General features: G+C 65.2%; 23 protein-coding genes. 11 read left to right on the plus strand and 12 right to left on the minus strand.

All coding sequences use genetic code 11. The features are described 5' to 3' along the window. Nucleotides 1–134: 134 nt before the first annotated feature. From U873_RS0114555 to U873_RS0114570, 4 genes are read left to right on the plus strand one after another with little or no spacing between them, the layout of a single operon-like run. On the plus strand, nt 135–1,154 hold the full coding sequence (locus U873_RS0114555) for an acyl-CoA dehydrogenase (protein ID WP_025128955.1): 1,020 nt from the start codon (nt 135–137) through the stop codon (nt 1,152–1,154). Beyond that, nucleotides 1,151–1,915 (plus strand): PIG-L deacetylase family protein, encoded by a 765-nt coding sequence (locus U873_RS0114560; protein WP_025128956.1) that lies wholly within the window; start codon nt 1,151–1,153, stop codon nt 1,913–1,915. The genes U873_RS0114555 and U873_RS0114560 overlap by 4 nt, the downstream gene beginning before the upstream one ends. Continuing rightward, nucleotides 1,912–2,511 carry a class I SAM-dependent methyltransferase gene (locus tag U873_RS0114565; protein WP_025128957.1) on the plus strand — a complete coding sequence of 200 codons (600 nt, stop codon included), beginning with the start codon at nt 1,912–1,914 and terminating at the stop codon, nt 2,509–2,511. The genes U873_RS0114560 and U873_RS0114565 overlap by 4 nt, the downstream gene beginning before the upstream one ends. After that, nucleotides 2,508–3,167, plus strand: coding sequence for a glycosyltransferase family 2 protein (locus U873_RS0114570; protein ID WP_025128958.1), 660 nt, complete (start codon nt 2,508–2,510; stop codon nt 3,165–3,167). The genes U873_RS0114565 and U873_RS0114570 overlap by 4 nt, the downstream gene beginning before the upstream one ends. A 126-nt stretch (nt 3,168–3,293) precedes the next feature. Here the strand turns inward: U873_RS0114570 and U873_RS0114575 are convergent, their stop codons facing one another. The 4 genes from U873_RS0114575 to U873_RS0114590 all read right to left on the minus strand — a co-directional run bounded on the left by U873_RS0114575 (nt 3,294) and on the right by U873_RS0114590 (nt 8,828). Further along, a complete protein-coding gene (locus tag U873_RS0114575) occupies nt 3,294–4,394 on the minus strand; it encodes a cytochrome-c peroxidase (protein WP_025128959.1) in 1,101 nt (366 codons plus the stop codon). Between the two features lies 1 nt (nt 4,395). Continuing rightward, nucleotides 4,396–7,191 carry a secretin and TonB N-terminal domain-containing protein gene (locus tag U873_RS0114580; RefSeq protein WP_029978407.1) on the minus strand — a complete coding sequence of 932 codons (2,796 nt, stop codon included), beginning with the start codon at nt 7,189–7,191 and terminating at the stop codon, nt 4,396–4,398. Between the two features lie 118 nt (nt 7,192–7,309). Then, a complete protein-coding gene (locus U873_RS0114585; RefSeq protein ID WP_256244351.1) occupies nt 7,310–8,248 on the minus strand; it encodes a FecR domain-containing protein in 939 nt (312 codons plus the stop codon). A gap of 61 nt (nt 8,249–8,309) precedes the next feature. Further along, complete coding sequence (locus tag U873_RS0114590) at nt 8,310–8,828, minus strand: sigma-70 family RNA polymerase sigma factor (protein ID WP_029978409.1); 519 nt, start codon at nt 8,826–8,828, stop codon at nt 8,310–8,312. 165 nt (nt 8,829–8,993) lie between these two features. Between U873_RS0114590 and U873_RS0114595 the strand changes: the two genes are divergently transcribed. Further along, a complete protein-coding gene (locus U873_RS0114595) occupies nt 8,994–9,257 on the plus strand; it encodes a hypothetical protein (RefSeq protein ID WP_025128963.1) in 264 nt (87 codons plus the stop codon). 129 nt (nt 9,258–9,386) lie between these two features. Further along, the gene (locus U873_RS0114600; RefSeq protein WP_025128964.1) at nt 9,387–9,947 is read left to right on the plus strand and encodes a TetR/AcrR family transcriptional regulator; all 561 of its coding nucleotides are present in this window, start codon (nt 9,387–9,389) and stop codon (nt 9,945–9,947) included. A 140-nt stretch (nt 9,948–10,087) separates the two neighbouring features. Here U873_RS0114600 and U873_RS0114605 read toward each other — a convergent pair whose 3' ends face one another. The 3 genes from U873_RS0114605 to U873_RS0114615 are packed head-to-tail and all read right to left on the minus strand — an operon-like array spanning nt 10,088 to nt 15,797. Continuing rightward, the gene (locus U873_RS0114605) at nt 10,088–11,485 is read right to left on the minus strand and encodes an efflux transporter outer membrane subunit (RefSeq protein ID WP_029978410.1); all 1,398 of its coding nucleotides are present in this window, start codon (nt 11,483–11,485) and stop codon (nt 10,088–10,090) included. Between the two features lie 5 nt (nt 11,486–11,490). Next, nucleotides 11,491–14,622, minus strand: coding sequence for an efflux RND transporter permease subunit (locus U873_RS0114610; RefSeq protein WP_025128965.1), 3,132 nt, complete (start codon nt 14,620–14,622; stop codon nt 11,491–11,493). Nucleotides 14,623–14,648: 26 nt separating this feature from the next. Then, a complete protein-coding gene (locus U873_RS0114615) occupies nt 14,649–15,797 on the minus strand; it encodes a MexC family multidrug efflux RND transporter periplasmic adaptor subunit (protein WP_025128966.1) in 1,149 nt (382 codons plus the stop codon). Nucleotides 15,798–15,918: 121 nt separating this feature from the next. Between U873_RS0114615 and U873_RS0114620 the strand changes: the two genes are divergently transcribed. Continuing rightward, entirely contained in the window at nt 15,919–16,536 is a 618-nt protein-coding gene (locus U873_RS0114620; protein WP_025128967.1) for a TetR/AcrR family transcriptional regulator, read from the plus strand. Between the two features lie 38 nt (nt 16,537–16,574). Here U873_RS0114620 and U873_RS0114625 read toward each other — a convergent pair whose 3' ends face one another. Further along, nucleotides 16,575–17,897: an MFS transporter gene (locus U873_RS0114625; protein ID WP_025128968.1), complete on the minus strand. Its 1,323-nt coding sequence runs from the start codon at nt 17,895–17,897 to the stop codon at nt 16,575–16,577. 25 nt (nt 17,898–17,922) lie between these two features. Next, nucleotides 17,923–19,098, minus strand: a complete 1,176-nt coding sequence (locus U873_RS0114630; RefSeq protein WP_025128969.1) for a M20 aminoacylase family protein — start codon at nt 19,096–19,098, stop codon at nt 17,923–17,925. Between the two features lie 145 nt (nt 19,099–19,243). Between U873_RS0114630 and U873_RS0114635 the strand changes: the two genes are divergently transcribed. From U873_RS0114635 to U873_RS0114645, 3 genes are all read left to right on the plus strand, one after another. Then, nucleotides 19,244–20,194 (plus strand): LysR family transcriptional regulator, encoded by a 951-nt coding sequence (locus tag U873_RS0114635; protein ID WP_025128970.1) that lies wholly within the window; start codon nt 19,244–19,246, stop codon nt 20,192–20,194. 92 nt (nt 20,195–20,286) lie between these two features. Further along, on the plus strand, nt 20,287–20,667 hold the full coding sequence (locus U873_RS0114640) for a RidA family protein (protein ID WP_025128971.1): 381 nt from the start codon (nt 20,287–20,289) through the stop codon (nt 20,665–20,667). Between the two features lie 123 nt (nt 20,668–20,790). Beyond that, nucleotides 20,791–22,791, plus strand: a complete 2,001-nt coding sequence (locus U873_RS0114645; protein WP_025128972.1) for a U32 family peptidase — start codon at nt 20,791–20,793, stop codon at nt 22,789–22,791. 44 nt (nt 22,792–22,835) lie between these two features. Here the strand turns inward: U873_RS0114645 and U873_RS36950 are convergent, their stop codons facing one another. From U873_RS36950 to U873_RS0114660, 3 genes are all read right to left on the minus strand, one after another. Next, entirely contained in the window at nt 22,836–22,973 is a 138-nt protein-coding gene (locus U873_RS36950; RefSeq protein WP_177330277.1) for a PSPA7_2676 family Cys-rich small protein, read from the minus strand. A 101-nt stretch (nt 22,974–23,074) separates the two neighbouring features. Continuing rightward, nucleotides 23,075–23,596: a hypothetical protein gene (locus U873_RS0114655; protein ID WP_115658605.1), complete on the minus strand. Its 522-nt coding sequence runs from the start codon at nt 23,594–23,596 to the stop codon at nt 23,075–23,077. Between the two features lie 53 nt (nt 23,597–23,649). Then, complete coding sequence (locus tag U873_RS0114660) at nt 23,650–23,871, minus strand: PLDc N-terminal domain-containing protein (protein WP_025128974.1); 222 nt, start codon at nt 23,869–23,871, stop codon at nt 23,650–23,652. 256 nt (nt 23,872–24,127) lie between these two features. Between U873_RS0114660 and U873_RS0114665 the strand changes: the two genes are divergently transcribed. Further along, nucleotides 24,128–24,835 (plus strand): peptidoglycan DD-metalloendopeptidase family protein, encoded by a 708-nt coding sequence (locus U873_RS0114665; protein ID WP_025128975.1) that lies wholly within the window; start codon nt 24,128–24,130, stop codon nt 24,833–24,835. Nucleotides 24,836–25,086 lie beyond the last annotated feature (251 nt).

The following is a 25,086-nucleotide window of genomic DNA, read 5'->3' on the forward strand; positions in this document are numbered from 1 at the left end:
AGCGTCGGCCGATGGAACCTGGTCGGCCCGCTCTGGGCCCGGCTCGTGCGGCAGTGGTACCTGGTGGCCCTGAACCTGCGCCGCTTGCAAAAAAGCACCGCGAATGAGCAGAAGCCGATCTTGGAGTTGCCCCGATGAACCCAGCCACCCTGTCCTTCCTCCAGATTTTCGCCCAGCGGCCCCAGGGCCTGGACCTGGACCCGCAATTGCAGCGCTGTCTTGATCAGTGCAGGGCCTGCGGCCTCGATCAACTGCCCCTGCCCGGCCAGGGCCATACCCTGCAGCGCTGGCGGGTATTGGCCGAGGTCGCCGGTGCCGACCTGGCGCTGGCCAAGCTGTTCGAAGGCCATACCGATGCCCTGGCCATCATCGATGAGTGCGCTGCCAGCCATCTGGACATCACCGGCAGTTGGGGCGTCTGGGCAGCCGAGCCGCCCAGCGCACGAGTGCGCATCGTCGCCCGCGACGGTCACCAGGTGCGCCTGCAAGGGCGCAAGGCCTGGTGCTCGGGGGCGCTGCAGCTCGATTGTGCCCTGGTCACCGCCTGGGATGAGCAACAGTGCCCACAGTTGGTTGCGGTCAGGCTGGACCAGCCTTCCCTGCGCACTTTTGAGCAAGGCTGGCAGGCCGTGGGCATGGCCAGCACGGCAAGCGTCGATGTCCAGCTCGATGCCTGCCAGGGACAACTGGTGGGCAGCAGCGGTGAGTACTTGTCACGGCCGGGTTTCTGGCACGGTGGCGCCGGCATCGCCGCGTGCTGGTACGGTGCGGCCCAGGCCCTGGGCGGATACCTGCTGGAACACTGCGAGCGGCGCGCCGACCCGCACGCCCTGGCTCACCTGGGAGCGGTGGATGCCGCTCTGGCCGGTGCCCGGGCAGCCTTGCGCGAAACCGCGGCGTGGATCGACGAACAGCCCGAGCGCGATGCGCAACTGCCGGTCCGGCGCCTGCGGGCCCAGGTCGAAGACGCCGCCGACAGAGTCCTCAGGCATGTCGGCAGAGCCCTGGGGGCGACGCCCTTGTGCCGCAACAGCCACTTTGCCCGCCTGAGTGCCGACCTGCCGGTGTTCATGCGCCAGAGCCATGCCGAACGTGACCTCGCGGAGCTTGGCCGACAGCTCCCTGGGGCCGCCCACAGGGAGTGGCCGCTATGAACCAGCAACCGGTGTTGAACCCGATCCAGGCGCCGGGAACACCGCTGGCCCAGTGGCAGACCTGCGGGTTACTGCAGGCCACTCCAGCGATCCGGCATGAGCAGTTGCTGCCTCCCGGCTGCCGCCTGGTGGTGGTCGCCCCGCACCCGGACGATGAAATCCTTGGCTGTGGCGGGATCCTCGCCGGCATGGCCGGCAGGGAGACCGAGGTGCTGCTGGTTTCAGTCAGCGACGGTGAAGCCAGCCACCCGAATTCCACCCACTGGAACCCTGGGCGCCTGCGCCAGCAACGCCCTCGCGAGAGTGCCGAAGCCTTGCGCCGCCTGGGCTTGCACCTGCCCCAGTTGAGCTGGCTGCGCCTGGGCCTGGCGGACAGCGCCGTGGCCAGCCGCGAGCGCTGGCTCGGGGACCACCTGCGGACGTTGCTGCAACCCGGCGATCGGGTGCTGAGCACTTGGCGCCAGGACGGCCATTGTGACCACGAAGCCGTAGGCCGGGCCTGCGCCCAGGCCTGCCGGATCAGCGCTGCCGAGTTGATCGAGGTGCCCATCTGGGCCTGGCACTGGGCGCACCCGAACGACCCACGGCTGCCTTGGCAACGGGCCCGCAAACTGTTTCTGCCACGCGATGTACTGGCCCGCAAACAACACGCCATCGCCGCCCATGCCAGCCAGGTGCAGGCCGACGGCAAGACCCCGCCGGTCCTCGAGCACGAGGCCCTGGCCCGCCTGCTGCAACCCTTTGAACTGGTGTTCATATGAGCGTACCGGCGCACTACTTCGAACAACTCTTCAAGCACGACGATGACCCCTGGGCCTTCCGCAGCCGCTGGTACGAGAAGCGCAAACGCCAGCTGCTGCTGGCCAGCCTGCCTCGCCAGCGCTACCAGCGGGTGTTCGAGCCCGCCTGTGCCAACGGCGAGCTCAGTGCCGGGCTGGCCGAACGCTGCGAATACCTGCTGTGCCAGGACCTCAACGCCAAGGCGGTGACACTGGCCACCGAGCGCCTGCGTCCCTGGCCGAACGCCCGCGTTGCGCAAGGCAGCCTGCCGGGTGACTGGCCCGATGGCGAGTTCGACCTGATCGTGCTGAGCGAAATCGGCTACTACCTCGACCCCGCCGCGTGGCGCCACGTGTTGCAACTCGCCGCTGCCAGCCTGGCTGCGGATGGCGCGCTGCTGCTCTGCCATTGGCTGCACCCCATAGAAGGCTGCCCGCAAACCGGACGCCAGGTCCACCAACTGCTGGCCGAGCGCCTGGCGCTGCACCGCAGCCTGTACCACGAGGAGACGGATTTTCTTCTTGAGTGCTGGTGTGCCCAGCCTTGTGCCCTTGACCTGAACGAGGCCTGCCTATGATTGCCGTGATCATCCCTGCCCATAACGAAGAACAACTGCTCGGCCGCTGCCTGCGCGCCCTGGCCCAGGCCACCCTTGGGGCATCGGTCAGCGGCGAGGAGGTGCAGACAGTGGTGGTGCTCGATGATTGCAGCGACGCCAGTGAAGCGGTGGCGCGTGCCCATGGGGTGGAGGTGCTCAAGGTGGTGGCGCGCAATGTCGGCCAGGCCCGTCGCGCCGGCGCGGCCTTGATGCTCGAGCGCGGGGCGCGTTGGCTGGCGTTTACCGATGCCGACAGCTGCGTACCGGCCGACTGGCTCCTGTGCCAGCTGGCCTTTGCCGCCGATGCGGTGTGCGGCACCGTGCATATCGAAGCCTGGCAGCCCCACCAGGGGGCCGCCCTGCGGGCACGCTACCAGGCCCACTACCAAGATCGCGAAGGGCATCGGCATATCCATGGCGCCAACCTCGGCATCTGCGCCCGCGCCTATGCTCGGGTCGGCGGTTTCCAGGCCTTGGCGCTGCACGAGGACGTGCAACTGGTGAATGACCTGCAGCAAAGCGGTGCCCGTATCGTCTGGACCGCGCGCAACAGTGTCTCCACCAGCAGCCGCAGTGACTGTCGGGTGCAGGGCGGATTCGGTGATTTCCTCAGCAGCCTGGCAGGCCAGGGGTAACGGGCCTGCCAGATGGGGCGGACTCCACCCGGCAGGGAACCCATCGAGGGCCAGGTGCTGAAGGGACAGATAGCGCCGGCCGCTTGTTTCGGAGCATGGCCCCGCCCGGCACTGAACGTGGCTCGCTCACAAGGCCTGCAGAAAAGCCTTCAGTGCCTTCAGCTCGCTGCGGTCCAGGGCCAACACCTGGAACTGCGCCGAGGTCACGGGAAACTTCGGATCGTGCAGTTGTTCCCCCTTCGCAACAGGCCTGGGCATGCCACTGTTGTAGAACAGCAGCACCTGCTCGAGGCTGCTGGCCAGTCCATTGTGGAACCAGGGGCCGGTACGACTCACCAGGCGCAGTGAAGGCGTACGGAAGCGCCCGACATCTTGCGCCAGCCCGGTGACCTCATAGCGCCCGAGGTCTTGGCGGCGTCGCCCATAGAAGGTCAGGCCTGCATTGTGGAAGCGGTTGTCCTGCAGGCCCGGGCCGAAGTGGCAGTTCATGCAGCGGGCCTTGGTACGAAACAGGTGCAGGCCCTGCAATTGCTGGTCACTGAGCGCCTGTGCCTGGCCCCGCAGAAAGCGCTCGAAGGGCGTGCGTTGTGCAACCCGCAGCAGTCCGCGCTGATAAGTCGCCAATGCCGCCGCCACCTGCTCGGCACCCAGCGCCTGTCCGGGAAACACCTTGGCGAACTGCGGCGGATAGTCCGTGCTGTCACGCAGCCGGGCCACCAGCTCCGCGACGCTGAAGGCCATCTCCTTGGGGTCGACCACCGGCATCAGGGCCTGCATCTCCAGGCTGTCGGCGCGCCCGTCCCAGAACAGATGCCCGGCCAGGCCGCTGGTCACCAGGCTCGGCGCATTGCGCCGGCCCGCTGCCCGGTCATGCCCGAAGGAAACCCGACGCCCGTCGGCAAAGGCCAAGTCCGGCTCATGGCAGGAGGCGCAGGCGATCTGCCCCGAGCGCGACAGGCGCGGGTCGAAGAACAGCTGGCGGCCCAGTTCGGCCTTCTGCTCGGTGTAGGGGTTGTGTTCCGGAGCCGGCGCCCGCTCGGGCAACGGGGCCAGCTCTTGCCAGGCCACACCGGCATCCACCTGGGGCGCCGGCCACTGTACGGAGGGCCGGCTGTACATCGCGCGCAGGCAAGCCGGTTCGCTCAGTGTGCAGGCCAGCACCGGCAGCGGCCCGTTCACCAGCAGCATGCCGAGCATGACCACAAGACGCTTCAGAGACCGGCGCATCTCAGAACGCGTACCCGACTTCGAGCCAGTACTGGCGGCCCACCTCATAGGTCGAGACCGAGTTGCTGTTGACCAGCTGGTTGGCATTGACCGACTTCTTGTCGAGCACGTTGAACACATCGACATTGACGAACACCGTCTGGTCCTTGGCGGTGGGAATGCGCCAGCCCAGGCGCGTGTCCCAGGTCAGCGCGGCCTGGAATTTCTGTTCCTCCCAGACGTCCACCGAGGTCCCCATGTAGTCCACATTGCGCCCCGTGTCGCCAATGCGCTTGTAGCCGGCGCGGTAGCGCCAGAAGTTGCTCCATTGCAGGTTGGCCTGGGGGATCTCGGTGATGGTGGTCAGGCGGGCCGTCCAGGGCCGGTTGAAATTGCTGGCCGGGCGGTCGTCATAGTTGATGAAGCTGCCCTGGTACTGGATCACGTTGTTCTGGTAGTAGAGGTTTTCGGCAGCGACGTAGGTCGGCGCGGAGGCCTTGCTGTCGGTCCAGTTGAGGGCCAGTTGTCCCCCGGTCTGGGTGCCCAGCAGGGTCCAGCGTTGCAGCGGCGTCACCGTCAGGGTGTAGGTGTCGGTCTCGCTTTTGCCGTCGTTGGTGTAGGTGGTGTAGTTGCTCGCCAGCGTCGGGTCCGTGGAGGGCTCGCCCAAGGTCTTGCCGGAGACCTGCACCACCTGGTCGCGGCCCTTGCGCTTGACATACTTGAGGGCGTATTCGACCCCGGCCCATTGCTGCACCACCCCCAGCATCAGCTCATCGTCGTAGGGAATGTCCAGCTGATTGAAACGCACCTGGTTGGCGGCGTTGGACTTGACCACCCAGGGTTTGTCCAGGCTGTCGCGGGTTTCGCTGAAGCGCAGGCGGTTGCGCCCGTCCTGCAGTTGCCAGCTGCTGACGCTGCGTCCGTAGTAACGGTTGACCCCGGCATTGAGCAAGGTGGTGCGGTCACCGAACAGGTCATATTCGAGGGAGAAGCGCGGCGCCCAGGTGGTCTTGTCCATGTAGTCGTCGCTGTCCACGCGCACGCCCGGGCGCAGGGTCAGTTGGCCGATGCTGATCTCGTCCTGCAACCAGCTGCCCCAGGAAGTGGTGGTGAAGTCGAACTCGCCGGGCGCGTAGCGGGTACGGCTTTTCATGTACTGGCCCGCCCAGCCGTTCAGGGTCTGGCCCATGTTGCAGGCAACGTTGTCGGTAACCCCGGCGCTGTTGGTGCAGGTTTTGGTGGCCGCGGGGGCAACATAGGTGCTGCTGTCGGTCAGGCGCTCGTAGCGCACGTACTGGCGGGAGAACTCCAGGCCGGTCTGCGGGCGGTGGGTCATGCCCAACCAGTCAACGCTGCGCCAGTCGGCATTGAGCTTGTACTGCCAGGTGCGCTGCTGCTGCTCGATATCCCCCCAGCCGCCTTCCAAGGTGCTGGAGGTGGCCTTGTTGCCGATGCCCCAGTCCTTGGTGGCCGACTTGCGCCAGTTCCAGTAGTCGGCCGAGTCCGACTGGCGGCTCTGTTCCTGGCCGCTCCACGCCAGGTGCTGTTCGACCCGCGCCAGCTCGCCGTCCCATATTGTGCGCAGGTTCAGCTGGGTGCCGCCGACCTTGTTGTCGTAACCCGAGTTGGCGACGTTGGCGCGGAAGTAATGACTCTCCTCCGGCGCATGGGTCACGCTGGTCTCGACAGTGAGCTGATCGCTGGCTCGCCAAACCGATTTGAGGAAGTAGTTGTCGATGCGCCGTTCCTGCTTCTCCTCGTGAAAGCCCATTTCGTCGACGTTGGTATAGGAATAGAAACCCAGCGGGATGGTCGAGCGCTTCTGACTGAAGCTGCCGAGCAGGCCGAAATTCTCGGTCAGGTGCCCCTGCAGGGTGCCGCGAACGGTGACCTTGTTGAACCTGGGCTGCTCGTCGGGGGAGCCGGAATTCTCCATGCGCTGCTCTTCGCTTGCGTCGACGTGGTATTTGGTCCAGGCGGAACGGGTGGTCTGCACCGAGAACTTGCCGTGCAGGGCCTGGGTCGGCGCGCGGGTTTGCGCATCGATGACACCGCCGTTGAAGCCGCCATAGGCCGCCGGCACGTTGCTGTCCAGGACCGTGATGTTCTCCAGCAGGTCGGTGTCCAGTGCCAGGCCCTGGCTGCGCCCCGGCACCGCGTCCAGCAATTGCACCCGGTATTCGGCCGGGTCGATGTCATTGTTCATGTTGATGCCATCGACCAGGAAGGCATTCTGGTAGAACTGCGCACCGTTGATGCTGATGTTGGCCGGGCTGATTTCACCCGGTGTCTTGCTGCTCAGTTGGGCGTCGTCGAACTGTACGTTGGGATGGCTGCGCAGCAGGCTGGTGATGTCGCCATTGCCGGCCGGCATCGCTTCGATCGTCGCGCGATCCACGCGGGTTTCACCCTGGGGCAGCAACCATTCGCCAGGCACCTTGGTATTGCCCAGGCGGATCGGGTCGGTACGCGGGCGGGTCACTCGTTGCAACAGCAGGGCATCGTCGCCGATGTACTTCCATTCCAGATCGCTGCCCTTGAGCAGTTTCGCCAGCGCCTGATCGACGCTCAACTCGCCCTGCACTGCCGGAGCCTTCAGGTTGAGCAACAGTTGGCTCTCGACGCTGATCTGCAGGCCGGTCTGCTGGGCCAGCGCCATCAGCGCCGCACCCAGGGGCTGGCGCGGAATGTCGATGCTGTGCCGCGCTTGCGGATCAGCGGCCAGCAGCGGCAACGACACCGACAACCCAACCGACAGCCAAAGTAGACGCGCGCTGCGCCGGCAACCCTGAAAACTTGCTAGGGGGCGAATGGACATGCTCTGGTGACTCCCCGTTCAGTGCGAACAATACGCACCTGTTAATGAGAATGCTTACGATTAACTCAACGGGGCAATAAACGAACGGCGATCGCGAACTTCCAGAAGTTTTTGAAATTTATTGTTTTACCGGCGCCTGGGGCTCTTCATCGATCAGAGTGAGGTACGGCCCCCACTGCCTGAGATGCGCGCCCAGCGGTGCGATGGCCAGCTGCAGCGCGCTGACCGGCGAGCGCAGGTTCAGCGACGCGGTGATGCGCCGCTCGCCCAGGGCGGAGTCCGTCAACAGCAGTACGCCGGGGTAATAGTCGCGCAGTGTCTCGATCACCTCGGACAGCGGCCGGTCATTGACCAGCAACTGCCACTGGCGCCAGGGGGCAACCTGGCCAGGCAACAGTCGACCGCGTTGTGGCGGGCTGTGGTCCAGGCCAAGGCGCAGGCTATCGCCGGGGCCCAGGGCCGGAGTCGCCAGTTCGCCGCGTCCATCACGAACCTGGACTGCGCCACTCTGCACTGCCACCTCTACGGCATGGCGGCTGAGGTCCACATCGAACGCAGTCCCCACGACCCTGACCGTCACGTTTGCAGCCTGTACCGTGAACGGGCGCGCGGCGTCGTGGCTGACCTCGAAGAACGCTTGCCCCCTGAGCAGGGTCACGGCCCGCGTACCCGGCTCGAAGGCCACGCGGATGGCACTGTCACTGCCCAGCTCGATGCGGCTGCCATCACTCAGACGCAGCTGTCGGTGCTCGCCGACGGGGCTGGCCAGGTCGGCCGGTGGTGCTCGCCCGACCAGCAACAGTACGCAGGCCGCCAGCGCGGCGGCGGCCATTGCACGTCGCCACCCGTGGCGCCGGCCCCGCAGTTTGTGCACGCTGGCCGGCACAGGTTGCGGCTCGGGCGTATCCAGTGGCTGCAGCAGACCACTGAGCAGCCAGACTTTCTCGGCCTTGCGCCAGGCGGCGGCATGGCGCTCATCAGCGGCCAGCCAGCGTGCATGGGCCTGGTGCAGCGACAGGTCATCGGGCGCGGCGCGGCATTGCAGCAGCCAGTCCATGGCTGCCTGCCATATAGGGTCGTGCTGCAGTGGAGCGGATACAGGGGAAGACAAGGGAGTCTCAGTCATCGGCCAGGTGCTCCGCACAATGGGTCAGTGCGTCCCGCACCAGCTGGTGCGCCAAGCTGGTGGAAATCTGCAATTGAACGGCGATTTCCTGGAACGTCATGTGCTGCAGGCGGTGCATGTGGAAGGCCCGGCGCGTGCGCTCCGGCAGCAGCGTCAGCGCGTCCTGCAGCAAGCGCAACTGGTCGCGGTGCAACGCCTGATGTTCCGGCGAAGGTGCGGTCGATGGCAACTCGTCGAGCAACTCGCCACCATCGGGGTGGCGGTTTTCCAGGGTCGAGCGCCGCAGCAGGTCGAAGGACAGGTTGCGCACGATACGGTACAGGTAGCCCACCGGGTTGTTCGGCTGGGCCCCTCCTGGGGCCTGGCCGCAGAAACGCAGCCAGGCTTCCTGGACCACCTCCTCGGCTTGAGCCCGACAGCCGACGATGGGGGCCGAGTAGTCCACCAGCGCAGCGCGATGGGAAAGGTAGAGCTCGAGTTTGTCGCTGGGGCAAGACACGGCGGCGATCATTCAAGGCTGGATCAGACGAGGGGGTCGGCATTCTGCCCTTAACTGCAAATGATTATCAACTACAAACCTTTGCACACGGTCCCTGCCACTGACGCTTGAACCCATAGCCACGCCGCGTGCAGACTGGCTGGCAGCCCAACTACAACTAAAAAAAGGATCCTCCCTGTGCGAACGTTTGACTTGATTCGTGATGCTGTCCTGCCGGAATTTCGCGAGCGCGTGGCCGAATACCTGGTCGAGTATGAAACCGTGCTCAATGCAGGCAGCGCCGACCCGCAAACCCGGCGCGCCGTGGCCTACCAGTTGCGGGGCTACTTGCGCGGGCTGAACACCACCCGGGTGCTGGGCATGGCGCAATGGGAGGAACTGGACCGGCGGGTGATCGCGTCTTGGCTGGCCCCGTCCCAGGAGGACAGCAGCGCCCCGTGAGCCCGTCACACTTGGCATGGATGCAGCGTCGTGCATTGGGGTTTTTCTGATCCAGAGGGTCATTGGCGTTGAAGCACCCGGGTTTTTCTGCACAATGCATGCATCTGAATATGGATTCGAGGTTCACTGATGCACCTGACACCCCAAGACGAACGACTCATCAAGGCATTAGCCCAGGCCATCGTTGACCGCCCCCGGGCGACGCTCAAGGAGTTGGCCGAGTCCGCTGGGGTCAGCAAGGCCACGTTGCACCGTTTCTGCGGAACCCGTGACAACCTGGTGCAGATGATGGAGAACCATGGTGAAACCATACTCAACCGGATCATCGCGGCGATCGACCTGGAGCACGGTGAACCGCTGGCGGCGCTGCGGGCCTTGATCAGCGAACACCTGACCCACCGTGAAATGTTGATGTTCCTGCTGTTCCAGTACCACCCCGACACGCTTTGCTCGGATGACGACGACCGCTGGCAGGGCTATTGCGATGCCCTGGATGCCTTCTTTCTGCGCGGTCAGCAGCTGGGGGTGTTTCGCATCGACATCCCTGCGGCGGTCTTTACCGAGCTGTTCCTGACCATGATCTTCGGCATGGTCGATGCCGAACGCCGCGGACGGGCCGCCAGCGCCAATTCATTGAATGTACTGGAACAGCTGTTCCTTCATGGCGCCCTCGTTCCTCGCCCTCAATGATGCCATCGCCCCTGCCCTGCCTCCCCGATCGCCGTCCCCGGTAGAAAAAAAGAGCCCCGAGAGTCAAGGACCCACAGGGCTAAAATTGGTTGGATGCGGCCAACCAAAGGAGCGGTTACCGATCGCCCATGGCCATCGGTCTATTGCGCCGGCCAGCCTCCGCCCAGGGAGCGGAACAGGTCCACCAGGGCAATCTGCCGCTGGGTGCCGATCTCGATCAGCGCGGATTCGTTGACGAAGCTGCTGCGCTGCGCATCGAGGTAGCGCAGATGGCTGTCGATCCCTCCTTCATAACGGGCCTTGGCCAATTTCAGCGTCGTACTGCTGGTGCCGGCCAAGGCGCGCCGTGCGGCCTCTTCGCGGCGCAAGGTATCAGTGGCCGCCAGGGCATCGGCGACTTCACGAAAGGCCACTTGTATCGTGCCTTCATAGGCTGCCACGGCAGAATCCTTGCGGGCTTCGGCCAGGCTCAGTCCGGCGCGATTGCGGCCGGCATCGAACAAGGGCAGCGACAGGGTCGGCACGAAGCTCCAGGAGCGCGAGCCGCCGTCGAACAGGCCGGACACCTGCGCACTGGAGGTGCCGAGGCTGCCGGTCAGGCTGATCCGCGGGAAAAACGCCGCGCGCGCCGCACCGATATCGGCGTTGCGCGCCCGCAGGCGATGCTCGGCAGCCAGGATGTCCGGGCGTTGTTCCAACAGCGCCGAAGGCACACCAGGCGCGATGTCCTGTACCAGCATCGGCTGCGAGTGTGGCCCCTGGGCAATGGCGTGCACCGCATCAGCGGTGCCCAGCAGCAGCACCAGGGCATTGAATGCCTGTTGTTTCTGGCGCAGGTTGCTTTCCTGTTCGGCCCGGGACTGTTCCACCAGCCCCAGGGCCTCCTGGTAATCCAGGGCGGTGGCGGCCCCACTGGCCCGGCGCTGACTGATCAGCGCCAGGGAGCTTTCACGGCTGGCCAGGGTCTGCTGGGTCAGCAGCCAGCGCCGCTGGGCGCCGTCATGGCTGAGGTAGGCCTGGCTGACCTCGGCAATCAGGGCAATGCGGGCCGCGCGGGCGGCCTCCTCGGTCGCCAGGTACTGCTGCAGTGCCGCGTCGCTGAGGCTCTTGACCCGGCCGAACAGGTCCAGCTCGTACTCCGGCAGTGCCAGGCCCACCTGATAGGTGCTGGCAACCCCGGACTGGCCGTTGCTGGCCAGGTCCGCCGGCAGTCGCTGGCGATTGCCGCTGGCGCTGGCGCTGAGCCCCGGCACCCGCTCGGCCCGCTGGATGCGGTACTGCGCCCGGGCCTGTTCGATGTCCAGCAGGGTCTGGCGCAGCGGACGGTTGTTGTTCAGTGCGGTGCCTACCAGGCGCCGCAGTTGCGGATCGAGGATAAAGCTCTGCCAGTCCAGCTCGCTGGCGGCCGAGACGGATGGGCGGGCGCCGCTCCAGTGCTCGGCCACCGGCGCGACCGGGCGTTCATAGGTCGGGGCCAGAGAGCAGCCCCCCAGGACCAGGGGCACCAGCAACCACAGGGGCAAAACGGCAATACGCATGGGGATCACTCCAGGCCCGGGGCCGGTTGTTCGACGGTGGCGGGTTTGGAGCGCAGCAGCGACAGGACCCAGACAAAACAGATCGGCACGAACACCACCCCCAGCAAGGTCGCGCTGAGCATGCCGCCGATCACCCCGGTGCCGATGGCCCGCTGGCTCGCCGCCCCGGCCCCGGTGGCCAGGGCCAGGGGCACCACGCCGAGGATGAAGGCCAGGGAGGTCATGACGATCGGGCGAAAGCGCAGGCGTGCGGCCTCGATGGCGGCGTCGCGCAGGCTGTAGCCCTTCTCCCACAGTTCCTTGGCGAACTCGACGATGAGAATCGCGTTCTTCGCCGCCAGGCCGATGATGGTGATCAGGCCGACCTTGAAGTACACGTCGTTGGGCATGCCGGCGAGCATCACCGCCAGTACCGCACCCAGGGCGCCGATCGGCACGATCAGCATCACCGTCAAGGGAATCGCCCAGCTCTCGTAGAGCGCCACCAGCAGCAGGAACACCACCAGGATCGCCAGGGCGAACAACTGCGTGGCCTGGCCGCTGGAGAGCTTTTCCTGATAGGACAGACCGGTCCACGAATAGCCGATGCCCGCCGGCAGCTCGGCCATCAGATGTTCCAGCTCGGCCATGGCCTGGCCGGTACTGAAACCTGGGGCGGCGTCACCGGAAATCCGGATCGACGGGTAGCCGTTGTAGCGCACCAGTTGCACCGGGCCTTCCTCCCAGTGGGTGGTGACGAACGCGCTGAGGGGCACCTGCTCGCCACTGGCATTGGGCACATAGAGCCTGAGCACACTTTCCGGGGTCATCCGTTCGCCCTGCTCGGCCTGCACCACCACCCGCTGCTGGCGCCCGGCGTTGGAGAAGTCGTTGATCACCGCGGAACCGAACGCCGTGGACAGGGTGCTGTTGATGGTCTCGAAAGTAACGCCCAGGGCCCGGGCTTTCTCACGGTCGATGTCCAGCCGCAACTGCGGAGCCTCGGCCAGGCCTTCCATCATCGCGTAGAGGATCTTCGGGTTGCTGTTGGCCTGCATCAGCAGGCGATCGCGGGCATCCAGCAGGGCTTGGCGACCCAGGCCCGCACGGTCCTGCAGGCGCAGGGCGAAACCGCCCGAGCTGCCCAGGCCGTCGATCGGCGGTGGCGTCACCGCAGTGATGGTGCCATCGCCATAGCCGTAAAACTGCTCATTCACCGCGGCAGTCACGGCGGCGGCCGACTGGTCCTTGCCCCGTACCGACCAGTCCTTGAAGGTCGGGAACGCCAGCGCGGCGTTCTCGCCCATGCCGGAGAAGCTGAAACCGGTGACCAGGAAAGACGAAGCCACCGCTTCCTGGGCCATCAGCATACGCTCCAGGTCCTGGCTGGTCTGGTCGGTGCGACTGCGGCTGGCGCCGGGTGGCAGTTGCACGTCGACAATGGCGTAGCCCTGGTCTTCCACCGGGACAAAGGATTCCGGCAGGCGCAGGTAGAAGAATCCGAGCAAGACCACCACCCCCAGGTACACCAGCATGCAGCGCCCGGCTTTGGCCACCAGCGCGCTGTTCATCCGCGAGTAGCGCTGGGTCAGGCGAGTGAAGCCGTTGTTGAAGGCGCCGAAGAACCCGCCCTTGTGGTGATGCCCGTGGGGGATCGGCTTGAGCAGCGTGGCGCACAGCGCCGGGGTGAAGGTCAGCGCGAGGAAACCCGAGAACAGGATCGATACCGCCAGAGACAGGGAAAACTGCTGGTAGATCACCCCCACCGAGCCGGACATGAACGCCAGCGGCATGAACACCGCCGAGAGCACCAGGGTGATGCCGATGATCGCTCCCGACACCTGGCCCATGGCCTTGACCGTGGCCGCCGCCGGCGAAAGGCCTTCTTCGGCCATGATGCGCTCGACGTTCTCCACCACCACGATGGCGTCGTCCACCAGGATGCCGATGGCCAGGACCATGCCGAACATGGTCATCATGTTCACCGAGAACCCCAGCAGGTACATCACCGCCAGGGTGCCGGCCAGGCACACCGGCACCACGATCGACGGAATCAGCGTGTAGCGCACGTTCTGCAGGAACAGGAACATCACCAGGAACACCAGGACCATGGCTTCGATCAGGGTGTAGATGACCTTTTCAATCGCCACCTCGACAAAGCGCGAGGTGTCATAGGGCACGGAATACTCCACGCCTTCCGGGAAATACGCCGACAACTCGGCCAGGCGCTCTTTCACCGCCGCGGCGGTCTGGATCGCGTTGGCCCCCGGTGACAGCTGGATGGCGCCTGCCACCGCTGGTTTACCGTCCAGGCGCGAGGAAAAGTTATAGCTCTCGCTGCCGATGGCCAGGCGCGCGACATCGCCGAGCACGACCCGGGAGCCATCCTGGTTGGCCCGCAGGACAATCCGCGCGAACTCCTGCGGGTCATCCAGGGTGCCCTTCACCGCCAGGGTTGCGGTCAACTCCTGCTCGGAACTACCGGGAGCACCGCCGAAGCTGCCGGCCGGTACCTGCACGTTCTGCCCGCGAATGGCGTTGCTCACGTCATCGATGGACAGGCCGTAGCCCACCAGTTTCTGCGGGTCGATCCACACCCGCATGGCCGCTTCGGAGGAGAAGAACTGCAACTTGCCCACCCCCGGGACGCGGCGCAGCTCGTTGTTGATGTTGCGCGCAGCGTAGTCGCCCAGGGCGGTGGTATCCGAATTGGCTGTGGCGTCCTTGTAGCTCAGGGCATAGATCAACAGGAAACCGGCACTGGTCTGCTCGACTTCGATGCCTTGAGTCAGCACGGCCTGGGGCATGCGCGCCTCGGCCTTCTTCAGGCGGTTCTGCACATCCACCTGGGCCAGTTGCGGGTCGGTGCCGGGCTCGAACGTCACCAGCACTTCGGCAACGCCGTTGGAGTTGTTGGTCGACTCGAAATACAGCAGGTGCTTGGCGCCGTTGAGCGACTCTTCGATCACGCTGGTGACCGAATCCACCAGCACCTTCGCCGACGCGCCGGGATAAGTGGCGGTGACCGTAATCTGCGGTGGCGCCACATTCGGGTACTGGGCCACGGGCAGTGCTGGAATCACCAGCAGGCCGGCCAGGGAGATGAACAGCGCCATGACCCAGGAAAAGTTCGGGCGCTTGATAAAAAACAGAGACATTGCTGATCCTCGTGGCGATCCGGGTCTCAATGACCCAGGGCCTGTTGCTCAAGCGCCTGCTGCGGCGCGACCTTGGTGCCCGGCTGCAAGCCTGCACTACCGCCAACGATGACCTGGTCACCGCTCTTGAGCCCTTCGCTGATCTGCCAGCGCGAACCCTGCATGGTTCCGGTGCGCACTCCGCGCACCTGGGCCCGGCCGTCCTCGTCCACCACCAGCACCCGGGCGTTGCCGTCACCGCCGCGCTGGACTGCCCGCTGCGGCACCAGGATCGCCTGGTTGTCGGTGCCCTGCGGGGTACGCACCCGCACGTACATGCCCGGCAGCAGGATGCCGTCGGCGTTGTCGAACTTGCCCCGCAGGGAAACCTGGCCAGTGCTGCGGTCCACCGCTACATCGGTGAATTGCAGCGCGCCCTGGCGCTCATAGGAGGTGCCGTCGACGCGGATCGACAAGGAACGGCTATCGCCGGCTGCCAGGCTGCCATCCTTGAAGGACTGGCGCAGGCGCAAGGCGTCGGCGGCAGACTGGTTGAAGTCGACGTAGATCGGATCCAACTGCTGGATACGCGCCATCAAGGTCGCCTCGCCCTGCCCCACCAGCGCACCCTCGGTCACCAGGGCTCGCCCGACCCGTCCGGAAATCGGCGCGGTCACCGAGGCATAGCCCAGGTTCAGGCGCGCGTTTTCCAGGTCGGCCTGGGCGCTACGGGTGGCCGCCTGGGCACTGCGCAAATCGGCGCTGGCGGTGTCGAAGTCCTGCTGGCTGACCGCCTCGATCTTCACCAGTGGCTCATAACGCTTGACCCGAGCCTGGGCCTCCAGGACCACCGACTGGGTGCGGGCCAGCTCGGCCTCAGCCCGGGACAGCGCCGCCTTGAGCGGCGCCGGATCGATCTGGAACAGCAGATCGCCGGCCTTGACGTCGGCCCCTTCGTCGAAACGCTTGTGCAGGACGATGCCTGCGACCCGGGCCCGCACCTCGGCAACCCGCATCGGTTCGACCCGCCCAGGCAGTTCCGACACCAACGTCAGGGGCTCGGCCACCACGGCGACCACTTGTACCGGAAGCGCTACTTCGGCGGCTTCCTGCTGTTCACTTGCCGGTCCACACCCGGCCAACATGATGGCGACTGCCAACGAGCCGGCCATCCCTACTGCACGCAAATTGCCCATGTATCACCCGGCCTTGTCTGGAAACGGCTCGAATGGTACTTTTCAAATCCTGATGAGTCAAATATGTCTCATATGAAATATTTAAGGCTTCACCTCTTCACCTTGGAGAACGACCCTCGACATGCACGCGTTCGTCAATTCCTCACGCCCAGCGCAAATCGCCCAGGCTGCACAGCCTCATGATGAGCGTCTTCTCAAGCGCCTGACCCTGGCCTTTATCGACCGTCCTCGGGCCACCATGCGTGAACTGGCGCAATTGGCCGGGGTCAGCAAGGCCACCCTGCACCGCTTCTGCGGCACCCGGGAAAACCTCGGGCACAGGCTGGAAGCCCATGCCCGGGGTGTGCTCGAACGCATCATCGACAATGCTCGATTGCAGCAGGCGGCGCCCCTCGAGGCCCTGGCGTGGCTGATCGACGAACACCTGGCGCACCGGGAGCTGCTGGCCTTCCTGATTGCCCGCTACCGCCCGGATTTTCTTGAAGTGAGCGGCGAAGATTCGCCCTGGCGGTTCTACCTCGATGCCCTTGACGATTTTTTCCTGCGGGGCCAGCAGCAGGGAATACTGCGCATCGATATCACCGCGGCGATCTTCACCGAGCTCTTCATCACCTTGATCTACGGCATGGTGGATGCCGAGCGCCGCGGGCGTGCAGCCAGCGCCAATTCGGCCGACGCATTGCTGCGGATGTTTCTGCATGGGGCCTTGCAGGACGGGCCTGGCGAGCAGGCCCGCTGACCAGGCTGTGTGCCTGGGGCTCATCCCTGAGCTTGCACTCAGTCCAGTTCCTTGCCTGCGGTTTCAGGGGCCAGTTTCAGCCCCACCAGGGACAGCACAATGGCGGCAAACATGTACCAGGCCGGCGCATTCGGATTGCCGGTGAGACTGACCAGCCCCGTGGCGAAGAGCTGGGTAAAGCCGCCGAACAGGGCCACCCCCACGCAATAGGCGATGGACATGCCGCTGGCCCTGATCTGCACCGGAAACAGCTCCGGCAGGATCGCCAAGTTAGGCACGATGGTGTAGGTCAAGGGGATGCTGAGCAAGGTCACCACCAGCAACAGGACTCCGATGTTCGGGTGCTGGTTGATGAGCAGGAACGCCGGATAGATCGCCACCAGCAGAATCGGCAATGGCCAGAAGATCGACTTGCGGCGCCCGATGCGATCACTCAGACGGCCAGCGTGGGCCGACAGCAGCAACGGCGGCAGGCAGGCGAAGATCGCGGCCCAGGTCGCCACGCCCAGGGGCATGCCCAACACACTGATGGCGTGGTTGGCCAGGTAGAACTGGATGGTGTAGATCGGCACCGTGGCGCCGATCACCAGCAGCACCCCGGCGAGGATCTGCCGCGGATGCGCCAGCAACAGTTGCACCTGGCTGGAACTGCTGGGCCGTTGCTGGTGCCGGACGAGGTTGCGGTGCACCTCGGGCTCCTGCAGCCGGTGGCGGATGTATTCGCTGACCGGAATCGCCAGGATGCCGATGGCAAAGACCAGCCGCCAGCCCCAGCTGTCCATCGCTTCTGCCGTCAGCAGATTGCTCAAGCCCATCACCAGTACCCCGCCAAAGACGATACCAAGGCTCTGGCTGAAGGTTTGCCAGCTGCAGTAGTAGCCCCGTGAATGCTTGTCCGCATACTCCATCAGCATGGTGGTGGAGGTGCCGATCTGGCCGCCAACGGCAAACCCCTGGATCAACCGGGCCACGATGATCACGGCCGGCCCGAACAACCCGGCCTGGGCATAGGTGGGGGCCACGGTGAACAGCAACGAGCCGACGGCCATCAGCCACAGGGTCAGGCGCAATGCCGCTTTGCGGCCCACGCGGTCGGCGTACAGGCCGATCACCAGGCCTCCCAGCGGGCGCATCACGAACCCGGTGCCGAACACCGCCAGTGACAGCATCAGGGGAATCAGCGAGTGGTCGCCAAAGGGAAAGAACAGCCGGGCCATCAAGGTCGCCAGCATGCTGTAGACCAGGAAGTCGTAGAACTCCAGGGCGTTGCCCACGCAGATCACGGCAATGGTCCGGGGATTCTTTGGCGGGCTTGATTCGGTGCAGGTTTCGAGCAGGGTTGTTGTTGTTTTTGTTGTCATCAACGGATCCTCTCAGGTTGTCGATTCAGGCCAGAAAACGCTGTGCCAGCCGGACCCAGAAACTGGCCCCCAACGGCAGGGCCTGGTCATTGAAGTCATACCCCGGGTTATGCACCTCACAGCTGCCCACGCCGTCGCCGTTGCCGATCAGCAGATAACAGCCCGGCACCTGTTCCAGCCAGTAGGCGAAGTCATCGCTGGCGCATATCGGGCGCATGCCCTGCACCAGGCCCTGCTCGCCCAGCCAATCGCGGATCACCTCGGCGGCCAGGTGGCTGGCGCTCGGATCGTTGACCAGCACCGGATAACCTTCGCCAACGATCACCTCGGCCCTGGCGCCATAACTCTGGGCATGCAGGCGTGCCAGGTCCTCGATCCGTTGTCTGAGCATCTGCCGCACCTGGGGCTGCAGCGCCCGGACACTCAGGCGCAGCTCCGCTTGCTCGGGGATCACGTTGGGCGCATCACCGGCGAGAAACGCACCGACGGTGATAATCGCGGTTTCGCTGGGTGGCGCATTGCGCGAGACCACGCTCTGCAACGCCATGACCAGGGACGCACCGACCAGCACCGGATCCACCGCCTTGTCCGGCATGGCGCCATGCCCGCCGGTGCCATGGATGAGGATGCGTATGCTGTCGGTCGAGGCCATGCAGGGCCCGCCGAGCACTCCGAACTGGCCGAGCGGCATGCCCGGTGAATTGTGCAAGGCGAAGATGGCAGCGCAGGGAAACAGTTCGAACACGCCCTCATCGAGCATGCGCTTGGCCCCGGAACCCCCGTGGCCCTCCTCCGCCGGCTGGAAGAACAGGTGCAGGGTGCCGCGCCAGGTCCGTTCCCGGGCCAGTTCGCAGGCTGCGGCCAGCAGCATCGCGATGTGCCCATCATGGCCACAGGCGTGCATCTTGCCGGGGGTGCGGCTGCGCCACGGCTGTTGCCCCTGTTCTTGTATCGGCAAGGCGTCCAGTTCTGCCCGCAGCCCCAGGGACGGCCCGCTGCCATTGCGCAAGGTGCCCACCACCGCGGTGCCGGCCAGGTGCTGATGGACCTCGTAGCCCCATTCGCGCAGGTGGTGGATCACCCGCTCCCGGGTGAGGAATTCTTCGTAGCCCAGCTCGGGCTCGGCGTGGATCGCCTGCCTGAGTTCGATCATGGCCGGGGTGATATCGGCGATGCCGGGGGTTATCCAGGTTTTATGCATGGGGTTATGTCCTGAGCGTCAAGGAAGGCTGGCACCGCCATTGAACCGGTCCAGGCCTTGTGGCTAACCTAGCGCCGCGAACCGGCGGACATAAGCCGCAAAAACGTTGTCGTGACAACCTTTGGTATTCAGGAGAGGCAAGCCCGTGAAGTTGCATCAATTGCAGGCGTTGATCGCGGTGGCCGAGGGCGGTGGGATACGCGCCGCCGCTCGCGGGCTGGGATTGTCCCAGGCGGCCGTGACCCGGGCCCTGCGCGAGCTGGAGGAGGAACAGGGCCTGCCCTTGCTGACCCGCCATGCAGGGGGCGCACGGCTGACGACCGCGGGGCAGATCCTGCTGCCCCACGCCACGCAGATCGCCAACCAGTTGCAAAATGCCCAGAGGGATTTGGCCAGCCTGCGCGGAGAAACCCCGTCCAGGCTCTGCGTCGGGGTCACGCCCTGGCTTGGGCAGACGCTCCTGGCCCCGGCCGTGCGGGCTTTTCGCCAAGCGCTGCCGGCCGTTCAACTGGAGTTGTACGAAGGCTTGCAGGCGGTCAGCCTGCCGTTGCTGCGCAGCGGTCTGATGCACCTGACCCTGGGCCCTGCCAGTGCCCTGCCCGCCCAGGAGTTCGTCCATCTGCCCCTGGCGCGCTATCGCATGCGGGTTCTGGCATCGCGCGCTCACCCGCAACGCGCCGCCCGCTCACTGGGGCAATTGCTCGATGAAGACTGGGTAATGAACTTCAGCCAGTCCAGCTACGCTGCGGTGATCCATGAACTGTTCAGCCGGCACGGCTTCAGCGTGCCGCCCGGACGCATCGTGTGTGCCCAGTCCAGCGCCATGCTCAGCAGCCTGATCGTCGACGCCGGCATGCTCGGCTACTCCCCCGAGCCCATGCTCCTGTGCGCCCCCTTGCGCGAAAGCGCCCAGGCGCTGGAGCTGGAGGAGCCCCTCGAAGAGGCCGACATCAGTGTGATTCACCTGCGCGACCAGCCCCTGGACTCGGCCGCCCGCTGCTTTATCCAGTGCCTGCAGACGACCCTGAAAGCCTGCAACCGCTCGCGCGAGGACCACCACCAGCGCCTGGCCAGAATGCTCAGCCTGCAGTTCTGAGCGGATCAGGTGCTCGGCAGAATATCCGTCACCTCGCTTTACCCTTAAACTGCCCGGCAGATCACCCTTTTTCCAAGCCACAAGAGCTCCCCATGACCAATCCGGACCTGACCTTCATTCCCGATCCCGACGCCGACTCCATTTCCTCCGACGTTGCCGGCTTCGGCGGCCTGCTGGTTTCCACCCAGATCCCCACCCGCGCCGACGGCAGCCTGGAACTGGGCGACATCACCGCGCAGAGCGAATGCACCCTGCAGGCGCTGAAGGTGGCCCTCGAAGGTGCCGGCAGCTCCATGGACCGGGTCCTGCACCTGACCATCTACCTCACCGACATGGCCGACCGCGCCGCCTTCAACCAGGTCTACCAGCGCTTCTTCGCCAAGCCCTGGCCCGTGCGCGCTGCGGTCGGCGTCGCCGCCCTGGCAGTGGAAGGCATGCGTGTGGAAGTCACCGCGATGGCCGCCAAGGGCTGAACCGGCTGCCACAGCTGCGGCCGTGCGATGCCGGCGGCCGCCATCGGGCAGCACACAGGTGCCGGTCGAGCGTTTCGCCGCTACAATGCGCGCCTCGACCGTGACAAGCCTGATTAAAAAAATATGTCCTTGCCCAAGCATCACCTGGAACTGCTCAGCCCTGCCCGCGATGTGGCCATCGCCCGCGAGGCCATCCTGCATGGCGCCGACGCCGTGTACATCGGCGGCCCGAGCTTCGGCGCCCGTCATAACGCCAGCAACGAGGTGGGCGAAATCGCCCAGTTGGTGGAGTTCGCCCGGCGCTATCACGCCCGGGTCTTCACCACCCTCAACACCATCCTCCACGACAACGAGCTGGAACCGGCGCGCAAGCTGATCCACCAGTTGTACGACGCAGGGGTCGATGCGTTGATCGTCCAGGACCTGGGGGTGATGGAGCTGGACATTCCGCCCATCGAGCTGCACGCCAGCACCCAGACCGACATCCGCACCCTGGAGCGGGCCAGGTTTCTCGACCAGGCCGGTTTCTCGCAGTTGGTATTGGCCCGTGAACTGAACCTGAAGGAAATCAGCGCGATTGCCGCCGAGACCGACGCGGCCATCGAGTTCTTCATTCACGGCGCCCTGTGCGTGGCGTTTTCCGGCCAGTGCAATATCTCCCACGCCCAGACCGGCCGCAGCGCCAACCGTGGCGACTGCTCCCAGGCCTGCCGCCTGCCCTACACCCTCAAGGACGAGCACGGCGGCGTGATCGCCTACGAGAAACACCTGCTGTCGATGAAGGACAACAACCAGAGCGCCAACATCCGCGCCCTGGTGGAAGCCGGCGTGCGCTCGTTCAAGATCGAAGGGCGCTACAAGGACATGGCCTATGTGAAGAACATCACGGCCTACTACCGCCAGCGCCTGGACGACGTTCTCGAAGACCGTCCGGACCTGGCCCGGGCGTCCAGCGGCCGCACCGCGCACTTCTTCGTCCCCGACCCGGACAAGACCTTCCACCGTGGCAGCACCGACTATTTCGTCAGTGAGCGCAAGATCGACATCGGCGCCTTCGATTCGCCGACCTTCACCGGTCTGCCGGTGGGCACCGTGGAAAAAGTCGGCAAGCGCGACCTGCAAGTGGTGACCTTCGAGCCGCTGTCCAACGGCGACGGCCTCAACCTGCTGGTCAAGCGTGAAGTGGTGGGCTTTCGCGCCAACATCGCCGAGGCCCGCGGCGAATTCGAGGAAGACGGCGAGAAGCGCTACCGCTATCGGGTCGAGCCCAACGAGATGCCCGAAGGCCTGCATCGCCTGCGGCCCAACCATCCGCTGAGCCGCAACCTCGACCACAACTGGCAACAGGCCCTGACCCGCACCTCTTCCGAGCGCCGCATCGGCCTGTCCTGGCTCGCACGCCTGAGCGCGGAGCGTCTGGAACTGAGCGCCACCAGCGAAGAAGGCATCAAGGCCAGCGTCACCCTGGATGGCCCGTTCGGCGTGGCCAACAAACCGGAACAGGCCCTGGAGCAATTGCGCGACCTGCTGGGGCAACTGGGCACCACCCTCTACCACGCCACCGACATCAAGCTGGACGCGCCCCAGGCGTATTTCATTCCCAACTCCCAGCTCAAGGCCCTGCGCCGTGAGGCGATCGAAGCCCTGGATGCGGCACGCATCACCGCGCACCCACGGGGTAGCCGCAAGGCCGAGAGCAACCCGCCGCCGGTGTACCCGGAGTCGCACCTGTCGTTCCTGGCCAACGTCTACAACCAGAAGGCCCGGGACTTCTACCACCGCCACGGGGTGCAGTTGATCGACGCCGCGTTCGAGGCCCACGAAGAGCACGGCGACGTGCCGGTGATGATCACCAAGCACTGCCTGCGCTTCTCCTTCAACCTGTGCCCCAAGCAGGCCAAGGGCGTGACCGGCGTGCGCACCAAGGTGGCGCCGATGCAACTGGTGCACGGTGACGAAGTGCTGACCCTGAAGTTCGACTGCAAGCCCTGCGAAATGCACGTGGTGGGCAAGATCAAGGGCCATATCCTCGACCTGCCGCTACCAGGCAGCGCCGGCGATTCCGTTGTCGGCCATATCAGCCCCGCGGACCTGCTCAAGACCATCCCTCGCGCGCCACACTGAGTGACCAGCGAGCGTGGCCAGGGCCACGCTCGCCTGCTCCCCCGTCAAGCCGACAGGCGGGTGGTCATGTGCCAGTAGCGTTGCGTGCCGCAGCGCAGGCAGCGCTGACACAGCAACTGGCCCTCGCTGGGTTGTTCTTTGGTGCACCACCGGCAACCACGCACCAGACAGACAATGCTCATGCCCCTTCTCCCGATGCCCTTCTTGCCGGGCTCCTACCCTGACTGACCACGCGGGCTCCCGAAGGTTTGGCCGGATGTGCCGCGCCCACCCATGAGCCGGCTCAAGACCCCGGGTTGGTCACCTGGATGTACACCGCCCAGCTCCCCAACAGCAGCCAGAACACCGCGAACAACCAGGGGGAGCGCATGGAAAACAGCAACGACTTGCGATAGCCCTTGTGGCTCGATTCGCTCTCGCAGAACAGTGGCGATTCGTCGTAGGCCAGGCCCATCAGCGGCTCACTGTGCAGCAGGTGGCTCTGCTTGAAGTGCCAGTGATCGATGATCTCGTACGCGGCCCTGATCCCCGGCCAGGCATTGAGGGAACTGAGGATTCCCAGCAACGCCAGAAACGGCGGCACCGACAGGGTAAAGAGCTTGCCCCACTCCGGATTGAGGTTGGCCATGCAGGACGCGAAGGCGATCACCAGGAAGGCCTGGGCCGTCAGGTACGCGTCGGTGCGGTTGGCCAGGATGGTGGTTTCGTACTGGATTTCTCGGCGGTAGAAGTCCAGGCGCTCCTTGGGTGAGCCGAACATCTTGGCGTTGTGCTCGCTGAGTTCGGCTTCATCCACCTGGGACATGAGGATTCTGGGCACGGCAAGGTCTTCCTCGGTTATGCAGTCAATACTGCGTCTCAGCCTTTGCCGGCATTCGACGCGGCGGCGTCACGGCTCAACGCCTTGGGGCCGACGCAGAGCCAGAGCAGCAGCCCCAGCAAGGGTAAAAAGATGATCACCACGATCCACAGCCCCTTGTTTTCGGCCCGCGCAGCGCTTTTGAGCAAAGCCTTGATGGCCCAGAGCTCGGCCAGCAGCACCAGCACTGCCAGAGCGATCCAGATGTATTCGATAGGCATGAAGTTCCTCCCGGTCTGAACTGCTTTAGGTGGGCGGCGCAAGCGAGGGTTCATTAAGTTTGCGCACTGGCAGCTCCCCGGACAGGGAAACGGCGGACAAGGCCCTGCACGCGGTGACATCCTGATTGAATTTAACGCTGCTTGTTGCGGTCTATAGCGCGCCTCTCAAGTCGCAAACAGGTATAGTTGCCGGCTTGCCTGGCGCGTCGCGGGCAGCTCGAGCTGCAGGGCTTTATCAGGACTTAATGGTTGCCGTGTGTTGGTAAGACTTCTATTGATTGCACTACTGCTGGCGGTATCGGCCTGCAGCTCCAATTCCTCCAGCCCTGGCGGCAACGCGCCCCTCAAGGCCGGTGAATATCGGGTCAAGCGTGGTGACACGCTGTATTCGATTGCCAGCCGCAACGGCAAGAACTGGAAGGAAGTGGCGCGGCTCAACGGCCTCCGGGCGCCCTATACCGTGGAAGTCGGCCAGGTGCTGCGGGTTGGCGGCGCGACCAGGACCACCCGAGTGGTCAGCAGCAAGTCGCGCAGCACCGCCAGCAAGAGCAAGGGCAAGGCCGCGCCGCCTGCCCCGCCGATGCCCAAGGTCACCTTGCAGGGCTGGAGCTGGCCACTGCGCGGGGTGCTGATCGGCCGCTTCTCGCCCACCGGCAAGCTCAACCAGGGCATCCGCATCGCCACCACCCAGGGCCAGCCGATCCACGCCACCCTGGGCGGCAAGGTGGCGTTCGCCGGCTACATGCGCGGCTACGGCAACCTGATGATCCTCCAGCACGGCCCCTCCTACACCAGCACCTACGCCTACAACAGCCGCCTGGTGGTCAAGGAGGGCCAGATGGTGATCAAGGGCCAGAAGATCGCCGAGGCCGGGTCCCAGGACACCGACCGCGCCCAGTTGTATTTCGAGATCCGCGCCAACAGCGTGCCCGTCGACCCGTTGCGCCTGTTGCCGCCGGGCTGAGTGGCGTCTTGCCCCACAAGGCGCCGGCTGGACGCAGAAGAAACAACTCGGGGGTTTCAAGCATGGTAGTGGCCAGGGCCGGCGCTATCATTTGCCGGAGGGTTTGAGCGGGGGTATTTCAGCCCATGGCGCTCGAACTCCCTGTCCCGAGACGGGGCCGGCACAGCACCTGGGTTATCGCCCCGAGCGGTAACCTGCCCGCCAACCTGCTCTTCCTGCGTCCCCCTTACTGCCATGCAGATACAACCATT

Origin of the sequence: Pseudomonas sp. PH1b (assembly GCF_000633395.1) — a bacterium.
Lineage (GTDB): Bacteria > Pseudomonadota > Gammaproteobacteria > Pseudomonadales > Pseudomonadaceae > Aquipseudomonas.